The organism is Pseudomonas mendocina (assembly GCF_003008615.1).
GTDB classification, from domain to species: domain Bacteria; phylum Pseudomonadota; class Gammaproteobacteria; order Pseudomonadales; family Pseudomonadaceae; genus Aquipseudomonas; species Aquipseudomonas mendocina_C.
Window position 1 is genome coordinate 131,569 of sequence record NZ_CP027657.1, and the last position, 12,285, is coordinate 143,853.

At 59.9% G+C, this 12,285-nt stretch carries 12 protein-coding genes and 1 tRNA gene; 8 read left to right on the forward strand and 5 right to left on the reverse strand.

Annotated features, from left to right (window positions below; all coding sequences use genetic code 11):
* Positions 1-15 precede the first annotated feature (15 nt).
* On the forward strand, positions 16-1,410 hold the full coding sequence (locus tag C7A17_RS00725) for a class II fumarate hydratase (RefSeq protein ID WP_106736197.1): 1,395 nt from the start codon (positions 16-18) through the stop codon (positions 1,408-1,410).
* Positions 1,403-2,020 carry an NAD(P)H-dependent oxidoreductase gene (locus C7A17_RS00730; protein ID WP_106736200.1) on the forward strand — a complete coding sequence of 206 codons (618 nt, stop codon included), beginning with the start codon at positions 1,403-1,405 and terminating at the stop codon, positions 2,018-2,020. The genes C7A17_RS00725 and C7A17_RS00730 overlap by 8 nt, the downstream gene beginning before the upstream one ends.
* Positions 2,021-2,098: 78 nt before the next feature.
* Here C7A17_RS00730 and C7A17_RS00735 read toward each other — a convergent pair whose 3' ends face one another.
* Positions 2,099-3,040 carry a DMT family transporter gene (locus C7A17_RS00735; RefSeq protein ID WP_106736202.1) on the reverse strand — a complete coding sequence of 314 codons (942 nt, stop codon included), beginning with the start codon at positions 3,038-3,040 and terminating at the stop codon, positions 2,099-2,101.
* A gap of 277 nt (positions 3,041-3,317) precedes the next feature.
* On the opposite strand from C7A17_RS00735, the gene C7A17_RS00740 reads away from it, so the two are divergent.
* Positions 3,318-3,578: a DUF6316 family protein gene (locus tag C7A17_RS00740; protein WP_106736204.1), complete on the forward strand. Its 261-nt coding sequence runs from the start codon at positions 3,318-3,320 to the stop codon at positions 3,576-3,578.
* 12 nt (positions 3,579-3,590) lie between these two features.
* Here C7A17_RS00740 and C7A17_RS00745 read toward each other — a convergent pair whose 3' ends face one another.
* Together C7A17_RS00745 and metE are read right to left on the reverse strand one after the other, a co-directional pair.
* Entirely contained in the window at positions 3,591-4,580 is a 990-nt protein-coding gene (locus C7A17_RS00745) for an alpha/beta fold hydrolase (RefSeq protein ID WP_106736206.1), read from the reverse strand.
* A gap of 175 nt (positions 4,581-4,755) precedes the next feature.
* Positions 4,756-7,059 (reverse strand): 5-methyltetrahydropteroyltriglutamate--homocysteine S-methyltransferase, encoded by a 2,304-nt coding sequence (gene metE / locus C7A17_RS00750; protein WP_106736208.1) that lies wholly within the window; start codon positions 7,057-7,059, stop codon positions 4,756-4,758.
* 167 nt (positions 7,060-7,226) lie between these two features.
* On the opposite strand from metE, the gene metR reads away from it, so the two are divergent.
* From metR to C7A17_RS26690, 4 genes are all read left to right on the forward strand, one after another.
* Complete coding sequence (gene metR / locus C7A17_RS00755; RefSeq protein ID WP_106736210.1) at positions 7,227-8,144, forward strand: transcriptional regulator MetR; 918 nt, start codon at positions 7,227-7,229, stop codon at positions 8,142-8,144.
* An 823-nt stretch (positions 8,145-8,967) separates the two neighbouring features.
* Positions 8,968-9,285 (forward strand): hypothetical protein, encoded by a 318-nt coding sequence (locus C7A17_RS26685; protein ID WP_158704626.1) that lies wholly within the window; start codon positions 8,968-8,970, stop codon positions 9,283-9,285.
* Positions 9,286-9,359: 74 nt separating this feature from the next.
* Positions 9,360-9,770 carry a DUF3658 domain-containing protein gene (locus tag C7A17_RS00760; RefSeq protein WP_106736211.1) on the forward strand — a complete coding sequence of 137 codons (411 nt, stop codon included), beginning with the start codon at positions 9,360-9,362 and terminating at the stop codon, positions 9,768-9,770.
* 87 nt (positions 9,771-9,857) lie between these two features.
* Entirely contained in the window at positions 9,858-10,334 is a 477-nt protein-coding gene (locus C7A17_RS26690) for a hypothetical protein (protein ID WP_158704627.1), read from the forward strand.
* Between the two features lie 73 nt (positions 10,335-10,407).
* Here C7A17_RS26690 and C7A17_RS00765 read toward each other — a convergent pair whose 3' ends face one another.
* Complete coding sequence (locus C7A17_RS00765; protein WP_106736212.1) at positions 10,408-10,875, reverse strand: hypothetical protein; 468 nt, start codon at positions 10,873-10,875, stop codon at positions 10,408-10,410.
* Between the two features lie 287 nt (positions 10,876-11,162).
* Between C7A17_RS00765 and C7A17_RS00770 the strand changes: the two genes are divergently transcribed.
* A tRNA-Ser gene (locus C7A17_RS00770) sits at positions 11,163-11,252 on the forward strand.
* Positions 11,253-11,402: 150 nt separating this feature from the next.
* On the opposite strand, the gene C7A17_RS00775 is transcribed toward C7A17_RS00770, so the two are convergent.
* On the reverse strand, positions 11,403-12,272 hold the full coding sequence (locus C7A17_RS00775; RefSeq protein WP_106736213.1) for a phosphoribosylaminoimidazolesuccinocarboxamide synthase: 870 nt from the start codon (positions 12,270-12,272) through the stop codon (positions 11,403-11,405).
* Positions 12,273-12,285 lie beyond the last annotated feature (13 nt).

The window sequence follows — 12,285 nt, forward strand, 5'->3', positions numbered from 1 at the left end:
CTTCCGGAGAACCCCATGAGCCGTACCGAAACAGACAGCATCGGCCCCATCGAAGTCCCCAACGAAGCCTACTGGGGCGCGCAGACGCAGCGTTCTCTGATCAACTTCGCCATCGGCGTCGAACGCATGCCACTGCCCGTACTGCATGCCCTGGCCCTGATCAAGAAAGCCGCTGCCCGGGTCAACAGTCGCAGCGGCGAGCTGCCAGCCGATATTGCCCGCCTGATCGAACAGGCCGCGGATGAAGTGCTCGACGGCCAGCATGACGCGCAATTCCCCCTGGTGGTCTGGCAGACCGGCAGCGGCACGCAGAGCAACATGAACGTCAACGAGGTGATCGCCGGTCGCGCCAATGAGCTGGCAGGTGGCAGCCGTGGCGGCAAGAGCCCGGTACACCCCAACGATCACGTCAACCGCGCGCAGAGTTCCAACGACTGCTTCCCCACCGCCATGCACATCGCTGCGGCACAGGCCGTGAAGCACAGCCTGCTGCCAGCCATCGCCGAACTGCGCGACGGCCTGCAGGAACAGGCGCAGCGCCACGCCAACCTGGTCAAGACCGGGCGCACCCACATGATGGATGCCACGCCGATCACCTTCGGCCAGGAGCTTTCCGCCTTCGTCGCCCAGCTTGGCCATGCCGAAGCCGCCATTCGCGCCGCCCTGCCCGCGGTTTGCGAACTGGCTCAGGGCGGCACCGCCGTCGGCACCGGTCTCAACGCACCACCCGGCTTCGCCGAAGCTATCGCCGGGGAACTGGCAGCACTGTCCGGCCTGCCGCTGACCAGCGCGCCGAACAAGTTCGCCGCCCTCTCCGGTCATGAACCACTGGTACAGCTCTCCGGCGCCCTCAAGACCCTGGCCGTGGCGCTGATGAAACTGGCCAACGACCTGCGCCTGCTGGGTTCCGGCCCGCGCGCCGGCTTCGCCGAGGTGCGCCTGCCGGCCAACGAGCCAGGCAGCTCGATCATGCCCGGCAAGGTCAACCCAACCCAGTGCGAGGCACTGTCGATGCTGGCCTGCCAGGTGCTGGGCAACGACGCCACCATCAGCTTCGCTGCCAGCCAGGGCCACCTGCAGCTCAACGTGTTCAAGCCGGTGATCATCCATAACCTGCTGCAATCGATCAGACTGCTCGCCGACGGCAGCCGTAACTTCCAGCAGCACTGCATCGCCGACCTGCAACCGGACGCCGCGCAAATGGCCGCGCACCTGGAACGCGGACTGATGTTGGTCACCGCGCTCAACCCGCATATCGGCTACGACAAGGCCGCTGAAATCGCCAAGAAGGCTTACGCCGAAGGCAGCACACTGCGCCAGGCTGCCTTGCAGCTTGGTTACTTGAACGAAGAGGAGTTCGATCAATGGGTTCGACCACAGGACATGCTTGGAGCCGGTCGGCATGACTGAAGGCAAGAGCGGTGCGACCCCGCTGGAAGGCGATGGCAAGCGAATTCTGCTGGTTCTCGGCACGCCGAAGAAGGACAGCCTCTGCCACGCTCTGGCCGAGGCCTACAGTCATGGCGCGCGTGGCAAAGGCCACGTGGTACGCCAGATCAAACTGGGCGAAATGCAGTTCGACCCGGTATTGCGCGACGGTTACGAGCAGAGTCAGAACCTGGAACCGGATCTGCTCGAAGCCCAGCGTCTGATCCACTGGGCCGAGCACCTGGTGTTCGTCTATCCGGTCTGGTGGGGCGGCGTGCCGGCGCTGCTCAAGGGCTTTTTCGACCGGGTATTCCTGCCAGGCTTCGCCTTCAAGTACCGCAACCGCTCGCAGCTGTGGGACAAACTGCTCAGCGGCCGCAGCGCCGACCTGCTGGTAACCATGGACACCCCACCCTGGTATTTCCGCTGGATCTACGGCGCCCCAGCGCACCGGCAGATGGTGCGAACCATCCTCGGCTTCTGCGGCATCAAGACCCGCCGCCTGAGCGAATTCGCCCCGGTACGCCCATCCAGCGAACAGCAACGCCAGAACTGGCTGCGCAAGGCCGAAGCCCTGGGAGCCAAGGCCTAGTTTGTAGTGGCCACGGGAGGGGCTTCGGTTGCGACAAAGACTCGTCGCTGAAGCGCCTCCTACAGAGCACGCCACGACTCACCGTAGGGTGCGCAGGCTCGCCATGATCGACGGGCCCAGGGCCGTCAGTGCCGAGCCGAGCACGACGACCACCGCTCCCGCATAGGCGATCCAGTTGACCTGTTCGGGCACCACGTGATCCGGCCACCAGCTCGCTGCCAGCGCCACCGAGGCGAAGGTCACCAGCGGCGTCAGCGCCAGGGTCGCGCTCACCCGCGAAGCCTCCCAGTGCGCCAGCGCCTCGGCGAAGGCACCGTAGGCCACCAGGGTATTCAGGCAGCAGGCCAGCAACAGCCAGCCCTGCAGCGGGCTCAGTTCCAGCACCTGCAACGGCTGCGCCCAGGGCACCAGCAGCAGCGCACAGGCCAGGTAGATCACCATCATTACCTGCACCGAACTCCACGACGTCAGCAACTGCTTCTGCGCCAATCCATAGAAGGTCCAGACGAAGGCCGCGGCCAGCACGGTCAGTACGCCGGTGGTATAGGTCGTCAGCGAGGTCAGCAGCTCATCCAGGCGCTGATTGAAGAACAGCGCGAAGCCCAGCAGCATCACCACCAGGCCAATCGCCTGGCCGAGGCTGAAACGCTCGCGGAAGATGAACACGCTGCTGATCAGCAGCAGGATCGGCGCCACCTGAATCACCAGCTGCGTGGTGCCAGGGCTGAGCAGGTTGAGCCCCATCAGGTACAGCACGTAATTGGCCGTCAACCCGCCAATGGCGAGCGCCAGCAAGCCGCCGCCCTTGCGCCCCAGCGGGCGGAAACTCGGCAGGCGCCGCGATACGGCCAGGTAGGCAAACAACAGAGAGCCCGCCACCATCAGGCGATACCAGGTCACCGTGACCGGATCCATCACCTGCAGAACTTCTTTCAGTTTGATTGGCAGAACGCCCCACAACAACGACGTGGTCAGGGCAAGGAACAGGCCGTACATCCAACGACCAGAAGAGATATGCATGGCGACCTCGTGCTTGCGATGGGCAGGCTCGCCAACCGCAGCCGATCATTCTAGGAGAGCTCAGACAGGCGACACAGTAACAGTTCCACCCCGTTGCCAGCGGTAACTGTACCGCTCGCCACAACGGAAACGTCAGCACGATGACGTCAAAATCACAGAAATATCGCTAAAAAACAGCGATCAGGCCGCCTACATCGACCACTGGTCGCTTTGCCCAACGCAGCATATGGCGCGCAGTAGACTCAACTCATCCTGCCTCTGCAGTGGAGTTCTCGTCATGTTCGGTCAACGCAACGTCGACCCCCATCCGGGGACGCACTACCGCAGTTCACGCGTGAGTGCCGTCAATGGGCAGTATTTCTTCGCCACCCGCGAAGGCACGCTGGAAGGGCCGTATCTGTCCCGCCACGACGCCGAGCAGAACATTGCGCGCTATATCGAGCGAATGGTCATGGCCGACAAGCTGCTGCGCCACAGCAGCGAGCACATCGACCAACTGCAACGTCGTGAGGCGATCAAGCACAATCAGGAGCTGTGACTGCCCCTCCCCTCAAAGATGCGCCAGGCCCAGATCCTGCCGATGCGCTGCCAGATGCGGCAGCACGGCAGCCAGCAGGGGTTCCTTGAACGCCTCCTGAAAACGATGAGCCAACCCCGGAATCAACTTGAGCTCAGCGCCCTTGATATGCGCAGCCACATGCACGCCATGCATCACCGGCAACAACGGATCGGCAGTGCCGTGAACCACCAAGGTCGGCACCTGCAGACGATTGAGCAGCTCGACCCGGCTCGACTCGGCGAGAATCGCCAATAGCTGGCGCTGTACACCTTCGGGATTGAAGGCACGGTCGTAAGCCACCTCGGCCTGATGCAGCAACAGCGTGCGATCATCGTGCACCGAGGGGCTCCCCAGCGCCGCGAGCAGATCAGCCTGCTGCTGCAGAGCTGCCTCACGACTGCCCGCCTCTCGCCGCGCCAACAGGGCTACCAGCGCATCGCTGGGCGCCGGCAGGCCCTGCGCGCCGGAACTGGTCATCACCAGCGTCAGGCTGCGCACGCGCTGCGGGGCCAGGTCGGCCAGGTGCTGGGCAATCATGCCGCCCATGCTCGCCCCCAACACATGAAAATCATCCACGCCCAGGCTGTCCATCAGACCCAGCGCATCAGCGGCCATGTCGCGCAAGTGATAAGGCGCCCCCAGTGACAACCCCAGCCGATAGCGCACCACCTCATAGGCCAGGTTGATGCTCGGCGCCGGCGTTCTCCAGCTGCTCAGGCCAACATCACGGTTATCGAAGCGCACTACGCGAAAGCCCTGCTGGCACAGGCGCTCGACCACCTCGTCGGGCCAGTGAATCAATTGCCCGCCCAGCCCCATGATCAGCAGCAACGCAGGATCGCGCTCACTGCCAACGCTCTGATAGGCCAGCCGCACGTCGCCGACATCCGCATAGCGGGTCGGCTCGGACAGGTCACAACGATTGGCCGCAAAAGACGGCAAGCCGCACAGCAATGCAGCGAAGAAAATGAATGCACGCATGGAAAACACCAGAAACGCAGAACCCCACTGAAGCGCGAGTCTGATGAAAGTCGCTCGATGGCGCTGCCACACAGGCGTGACAGTTTGATGAAGGGGGACGAGCGGTACACCCGGATCGACGAAAGCCCCTCGCCCAGCGAACCGTGGGAGGGGCTTTCGCAGCGACAGTGGAGATTCAGGCCAGCTCGACGCGCAACTGCCTGGCCGCCGCCACCATGTTCACCAACGCCGCTTCGGTCTCCGGCCAGGCGCGGGTCTTCAGCCCGCAGTCCGGGTTGACCCACAGGCGCTCGAGCGGGATTCGCCGCGCGGCCTTGCGCAGCAGCCCCGCCATCTCGGCGCTGTCCGGCACGCGTGGCGAGTGAATGTCATACACGCCAGGACCGATCTCGTTGGGATAGGCGAAGCGCTCGAAGGCCTCCAGCAACTCCATATCCGAACGCGAGGTTTCGATGGTGATGACGTCGGCATCCATTGCCGCGATGGACTCAATCACGTCATTGAACTCGCTGTAGCACATATGGGTATGAATCTGCGTCTCGTCACGCACACCCGACGCGCACAGGCGAAATGCTTCGGTCGCCCAATCCAGATAGTCCTGCCAGGCCGCCTGACGCAGCGGCAACCCCTCGCGGAATGCCGCTTCGTCGATCTGGATGATCTTGATGCCGGCAGCCTCCAGATCCACCACCTCATCGCGGATCGCCAAGGCCAACTGGCGCGCCTGCACCTCACGCGAGACGTCCTCGCGCGGGAACGACCACATCAGCATGGTCACCGGGCCGGTCAGCATGCCCTTCATCACCTTGTCGGTCAGGCCCTGGGCGTACTTGATCCACTCCACCGTCATCGCCTGCGGGCGGCTCAGGTCACCGACGATCACCGCCGGTTTGACGCAGCGTGAACCATAACTCTGTACCCAGCCGAAACGGGTGAAGGCATATCCGTCGAGCTGCTCGGCGAAGTACTCGACCATGTCGTTACGCTCGGCCTCGCCGTGCACCAGCACGTCCAGCCCCAGGCGCTCCTGTACCTGAACCGCGTGGCGAATCTCGCTGTACATGGCCTCGGTGTACTCGGCCGCGCTCAGCTTGCCCTGCTTGAACGACTGCCGCGCCAGACGGATGGCCGAAGTCTGCGGGAACGAACCGATGGTGGTGGTCGGCAGCAATGGCAATTGCAGGCACTCACGCTGCTGCTCGATGCGCTCGACGAACGGCGATTGGCGCTGGGCATGGCGCGGACGAATCGCCGTCAGGCGGGCCTGCACCTCGGGTTTATGGATGCGCGAAGAAGCCGCACGCTCCTCCTGCACGGCACGGCTCTGCGCCAACCCGGCCTGCACCTCGGCATCTTCCGGTACCTCCAGCGCTCGGCCCAGCAAGGCGACCTCTTCGCACTTCTGCACGGCGAAGGCCAGCCAGTTCTTCAACTCGGCGTCGAGCTTGTCTTCACGGGCCAGATCCACCGGGCTGTGCAGCAGCGAGCAGGACGGTGCGACCCACAGCCTCTCACCGAGACGCTCGTGGGCGTGGCGCAGAACATCGAGCGCCTTGTCCAGATCACAGCGCCAGACATTGCGGCCGTTGACCACTCCCAGCGAAAGCACTTTATAAGCAGGCAAACGGTCGAGAATGGTCGGGTACTGCTCCGGCGCACGCACCAGATCGATATGCAGCCCGTCGACCGGCAGGTTGGCAGCGAGGCCCAGGTTGTCTTCCAGGCCGCCGAAATAGGTGGCGATCAACTTCTTGCACGGTTCGCGCTGGATCAGGTTGTAGGCACGCTCGAAGGCGTTCTTCCAGTCCTGCGGCAAATCCAGCACCAGGATCGGCTCATCGATCTGTACCCACTCCACACCTTGGGCCGCCAGGCGCTGGAAGATTTCGCCATACACCGGCAACAGGCGCTCGAGCAGCTCCAGTTTGTCGAACTCACTGCCCTTGGCCTTGCCCAGCCACAGGTAGCTCAGCGGGCCGATCAGCACCGGCTTTACCTTGTGGCCCAGCGCATGGGCCTCGTCGACCTCCTCGAACAACTGCCCCCAGCTCAGAGCGAACTGCTGATCGATGGAAAACTCCGGTACCAGGTAGTGGTAGTTGGTATCGAACCACTTGGTCATCTCTTGCGCGTGAGCGCCACCGCAACAGCTGTGGCTATGGTTCGTCGCCACGGTGCCACGCGCCATGGCGAACAGCGTGTTCAGCGTCGGCTTGCCGGACGCCGGACGGAAGCGCTCGGGAATGACACCAAAAGCCAGAGAATGCCCCAGTACCTGGTCGTACCAGGCGAAGTCACCCGCAGGCAGCAGATCGATACCGGCATCCTTTTGCAATTGCCAGTGCTCGGCACGCAGGCGCTTGCCGACCGCACGCAGCCCGGCCTCGTCCAGCTCACCTTTCCAGTGGGCTTCGAGGGCTTTTTTCAGTTCGCGATCGCGACCGATACGGGGAAAACCGAGGGAATGGGACAAGGCCATGACGTAACGCTCCAGAATGAATCGAGATGGCGCCATTCTCCGCAGGGCCAGCGAGTGAGACAAACTCAAGATTTTCGCCTTGATCTATAGATTTACTCATGTAATCTGCATGAACCATTTTCATCCAACCCGTTGAACTTGATGAATGAACCTCGCCGAGAGCCGCCATGCTTGAGCTACGCCACCTGAAAACCCTGCACGCCCTGCGCGAAACCGACAGCCTGGTGGAGGCCGCCGAGCGCCTGCACCTGACCCAATCGGCGCTGTCGCACCAGTTCAAGGAATTGGAAGAACGCCTGGGCCTACAGCTGTTCGTGCGCAAGACCAAGCCGGTGCGCTTCACCAGCGCCGGCCTGCGCCTGTTGCAACTGGCCGACGCTGCCCTGCCCCTGCTGCGTGGCGCCGAGCGCGACCTGGCACGCCTGGCCGGCGGCACTGCCGGCCGCCTGCACATGGCCATCGAATGCCACAGCTGCTTCCAGTGGCTGATGCCGACCATCGACCAGTTCCGCGATGCCTGGCCGGAAGTCGAGCTCGATCTGGCCTCGGGTTTCTCCTTCGCCCCGCTTCCGGCACTCGCTCGCGGTGACCTCGACCTGGTGGTGACCTCTGATCCGGTGGAACTGAGCGGCATCACCTATGTACCGCTGTTCACCTACGAAGCCATGCTCGCCGTGGCCAACCAGCACCGTCTGGCGACCAAGGCGCATATCCAGCCACAGGATCTGGCAAGCGAAACCCTGATCACCTACCCGGTGGAACGCGACCGCCTGGATATCTTCACCCGCTTCCTCGAACCGGCCGACATCGAACCGGCCCAGGTACGCACCTCGGAGCTGACCGTGATGATGATGCAACTGGTGGCCAGCGGCCGTGGCGTCTGTGGCCTGCCCAACTGGGCACTGCATGAATACAGCTCGCGCGGCTACGTGCGCGCCAAGCGCCTGGGCGAGAAAGGCCTGTTCGCCACGCTTTATGCAGCGATCCGCACCGACATGCTCGATGCGCCCTTCATGCGCGACTTCCTCCTCACCGCCAAGGACACCTCCTTCGCCAGCCTCGAAGGCGTCAGCGTGGCGCGCTGAGCCACGAGCAATGGCAAAAAGCCAGATATCGCCTAGGCTTAACGAAAGTTGAGATCAAGGGCGGGGAAGGAAGCACGGCAAGGACGCTTCTTATACGAGCGAACAGCGGCGATCATGCCGCACAGAAACGAAAAAGCCCTCGATCAGAGGGCTTTGTCGTTTCCGCTCGCCTGAAGGCAAACGGAGCTGAAACTGATAACCGAGCTAACGAAGTGCATGGGGTCGGCATCCTGCCTGTTGGGACACTTCGTTAGCCCGGTGACCGGAGAGTAGTCCAGCCAGTGGCACTGTGCCAAGCCTCAATTACACACATTCACTCACAAAATCAGGCAAGCCCCGTAGGACGCCAGCTGCGGGCGAATCGAGGGTTGCTTGTGCGCAGATCAGGTCACGAAACGGTCATACAAAAGTCATCAGCCAGAAACGACAAAGCCCGAATCGCGATGCGATTCGGGCTTTGTTTGCATATGGCGGGAAGATAGGGATTTGAACCCGTCTTACGGGTGCCCGTTGCTGCCCATCGCTGCCCAAAGCCAGCAAAGTCGGGGCTTCCGCCTCACACCTTCTGCTCATTGCGGCACTCTGTCGCCCGTTGATTTCGACACGCCAGCTAGACAGGTCAGGCAGCTATAGCTAGCTTCTGGCCGTCACTCCCCTGTGCTCAAGGTCTTCTGTGTCGCTTTTCCAACCTGAGAGTATCGCGTTTCTCAACTTTGATACGTGATAAATCAAAGGCTTGCGCCGACTTATGGTTGATTATCAGACATTACTGGGGGATGTTATGCGACAGCAATGTTGCCTAATTTATAGTTAGAGGTAAGGCATGGAAAGCATGGTGCAGCCCAAGGAAATTGAGGGTTTAATTCCGCATGATTCAAGCCTGATAAAAGTCGAAGTGAGCTGGGCGGAATCAATTTGCCGCTTATACATTCGTATCGCGCAAACCAATGCGCCTGAATCTGCCATAAGAGTTGTAGAATTCACCGACCTTAAAGAAGCGGTAATTCCTCATAACAATCCTTGGGGCAGTTCTGTATCTGTAAACTCTGCTACGAAAACTTCTGAGCTATATAACATCGAAATGCAAAGCGGAGATACTATCGGAATCAAAGCTGGAGGTTTGCGTGTCACTTACCTCTAACAACTGTTTCAAACCGTTCGCTTCGCTCACTGGGACGGGCTAAAGCCCGCCCCTTAACCAAACGTTAGGCTCTTATGGCCAGACTTCTATTCGTGCCTTTAGTAATTGCCACATTTATTTCTGGCTTTTTGGACACCGCACAAGATAACGCTGAGATAAAAGCAATGAATGAAACAGGTACAGTGGAGCCGAACGATCCACCGTTGAATCAAGCCCAGGAGTTGGCAGTAAGTAAACTCTCTGCCTCGGATGTAGAGAAAATCGATACCGAGCTGCTTGCGAATATAGGCAGTGGTTGGCGAAAGGTTGCAATGCTTGTAGGGCTAACCATGAGCAAAATTCAGGGTCAGTTCAACGATATTCCAGATCTTTACTACGCGCAGCGCGTTGCTAACCTTGTCGAGCAAGGGCACCTTGAGTCACAGGGCAACCTGTTGCAAATGCGCTATAGCGAGGTAAGGCACTCGCGCACCGTGCAACCATAAAAACCTAACTACTGGTTCAAGTCGCTCGCTTCGCTCACTCGGGACCGACTAAAGCCGGCCCCTTAACCAAACGTTAGGCTCAATCCAATGACACCCAACGATGAAGATTACGTCTACTTCCAAGAGTGCCTCATAAGGCTAAATCGGGCCTGGGAAATTATCTGCAAGCTTCAAAGTACAGAGCCAAGAGATATAATTTGGGGCGCAGCGTATCAAATGGCAATCATTGAATATGCAAAACCATATAAAGAGTCTCGCGGCACGAAAAAGTGGCGATATATTCTTCCTCTACAGAATCTCACAGAGACTGATCGCTTACTCCATGACAGACTACTAAGTCTTCGAGACACATTCCTTGCTCACTCAGATATTACAATCAAAGACGCGAAAGTTTTTGTGGGCTCTATTTCAGAGAATCCGTTGCCACTGATCATATCGAACACAGAACCTGAAATGCCACAACCCCACGATGTCAGGGCATTAATTGAGTTAACACTTAAACACCTGTATGACGAATTACCAAATCGCGAAGCTCTGCTTTTTCAAGCTAATGTTCCTGAGTAGCATTGCCTAACAAGTGGTTCAAATCGCTCCCTTCGTCACTGGGACAGGCTAAGGCCCGCCCCTTAACCAAACGTTAATCCCTGTGATTAAGCTCGATTTGTGACCTACAATTTCGCCGCTCAATGCTTCCTTCTTTACCCCAGCACAAATCTTTCAATTTTCTCTCTTCCTTGATTCCAGTCACTCGCAACGACTCTTGGGATTGTTCTTGAGCTACAGGCTTTGGAGTTTCCCGAGAGCTGAGCACGTTGTCAGCCCCTCTCGGCGTGTAGTTCTGATCATTGAACACGGTCTGCTTGAACGTGGGGCTATCTGAGCCAGTGGGCTGCTCAGGTTGCTGCTGAGACATTGCGCCTCGTCTTGCCTGCTCTTCCACGATCCTGTCCCAGTCGTTCCTCGGCGTTGGCTCTGATCGGGTGATTTCGGCAACCGGCTTGGGCTTCGGTTGCTGCCTGTTCTCGGCCAGGTTCTTTACGGTGTTCTGCAGGAATGCTTGGCCGGCCACATTGAGCGCGCCAAGGGTAATGACGGTACCAATCACGCTTGCAAGTAACACCTTCAGGTTGCAGCTTTACGAGTGCCGCTAGTCAGCTATTCCAGTGGCTCTTCTGCGAGCCTCCATTCTTGAACCTCTCCACCTGACAGGCATCCCGAAGCCCACCTATTCTCTGAGTATTATCCCCTCAGGTCTCGGCTGATCCCGCGATGCTAGCGAATAGGAAGACTGCCTACCCTAGGGCGAACTTACACAACCACCTGATAGCACAAGAATTTTTTTCAAAATAAGCTTCGCCAAAACTGATTGAGCTGTTATGATTCGCGCCGCTTGGGAAGATGCCGGAGTGGTCGAACGGGACGGATTCGAAATCCGTTGTGTCAGCAATGGCACCTAGGGTTCAAATCCCTATCTTCCCGCCATACGAAAAAGCCCCGAATCGCACTGCGATTCGGGGCTTTTGCTTCATGGGCTCAGCCAGCCCTGTCCTGCAGGCTACAGATACAAAAACGCCGCCCTCCTTCACGGAGCGCGGCGTTTTTATTGAGCTCAGGCCAGACTGGCGCTAAGGCTTATACCGTCAGGCGGGTCAGTGCTTCGCGGTACTTGTCAGCGGTCTTCTGCGCAACGTCTGCCGGTACAGCCGGGGCCGGGGGCTGTTTGTTCCAGCCGGTGGACTCCAACCAGTCACGCACGAATTGCTTGTCGAAACTCGGTGGGTTCTGGCCTTCGACGTAGCTGTCGGCTGGCCAGAAGCGGCTGGAATCCGGAGTCAGCACTTCGTCCATCAGGGTCAGGGTGCCATCTTCGTCCAGGCCGAATTCGAACTTGGTGTCGGCGATGATGATGCCGCGGGTAGCGGCGTACTCGACGGCAGCGCTGTACAGCGCGATGGCGGTGTCACGCACCTTGGCGGCCAGTTCGGCGCCGATGATGGCTTCGCACTGCTCGAAGCTGATGTTCTCGTCATGATCGCCCACGGCGGCCTTGGTCGAGGGGGTGAAGATCGGTTGCGGCAGCTTTGCCGCTTCCTTCAGGCCCGCCGGCAGGGCGATGCCGCAGACGGTGCCGCTCTTCTGATATTCCTTCCAGCCGGAGCCGGCGATATAACCGCGTACGATGGCCTCCACGGCAACCGGCTTGAGGCGCTTGGCGACCACGGCGCGGCCTTCGACCAGCGGCAGTTCGGCAGCCGGCACGACGTCCTCGATCGTGTCGCCGGTGAAGTGGTTGGGCACCACGTCAGCCAGCTTGTCGAACCAGAAGTTGGAGATGGCGGTAAGGATCTTGCCCTTCTCCGGAATCGGCTGCTCGAGGATCACGTCGAATGCCGACAGACGATCAGTGGCCACCATCAGCATACGCTTGTCGTCGATTTCGTAGAGGTCGCGAACCTTGCCCGAGTAGATCTTTTTGAGGCTCAGGGTGGTGGGTGTGCTCATGTCGGCATTTCCG

Coding starts and splice junctions, on each gene's coding strand:
- C7A17_RS00725 (WP_106736197.1), top strand. CDS start 16: ATGAGCCGTACCGAAACAGACAGCATCGGCCCCATCGAAGTCCCCAAC.
- C7A17_RS00730 (WP_106736200.1), top strand. CDS start 1,403: ATGACTGAAGGCAAGAGCGGTGCGACCCCGCTGGAAGGCGATGGCAAG.
- C7A17_RS00735 (WP_106736202.1), bottom strand. CDS start 3,040: ATGCATATCTCTTCTGGTCGTTGGATGTACGGCCTGTTCCTTGCCCTG.
- C7A17_RS00740 (WP_106736204.1), top strand. CDS start 3,318: ATGTTCGGTCAACGCAACGTCGACCCCCATCCGGGGACGCACTACCGC.
- C7A17_RS00745 (WP_106736206.1), bottom strand. CDS start 4,580: ATGCGTGCATTCATTTTCTTCGCTGCATTGCTGTGCGGCTTGCCGTCT.
- metE (WP_106736208.1), bottom strand. CDS start 7,059: ATGGCCTTGTCCCATTCCCTCGGTTTTCCCCGTATCGGTCGCGATCGC.
- metR (WP_106736210.1), top strand. CDS start 7,227: ATGCTTGAGCTACGCCACCTGAAAACCCTGCACGCCCTGCGCGAAACC.
- C7A17_RS26685 (WP_158704626.1), top strand. CDS start 8,968: ATGGAAAGCATGGTGCAGCCCAAGGAAATTGAGGGTTTAATTCCGCAT.
- C7A17_RS00760 (WP_106736211.1), top strand. CDS start 9,360: ATGGCCAGACTTCTATTCGTGCCTTTAGTAATTGCCACATTTATTTCT.
- C7A17_RS26690 (WP_158704627.1), top strand. CDS start 9,858: ATGACACCCAACGATGAAGATTACGTCTACTTCCAAGAGTGCCTCATA.
- C7A17_RS00775 (WP_106736213.1), bottom strand. CDS start 12,272: ATGAGCACACCCACCACCCTGAGCCTCAAAAAGATCTACTCGGGCAAG.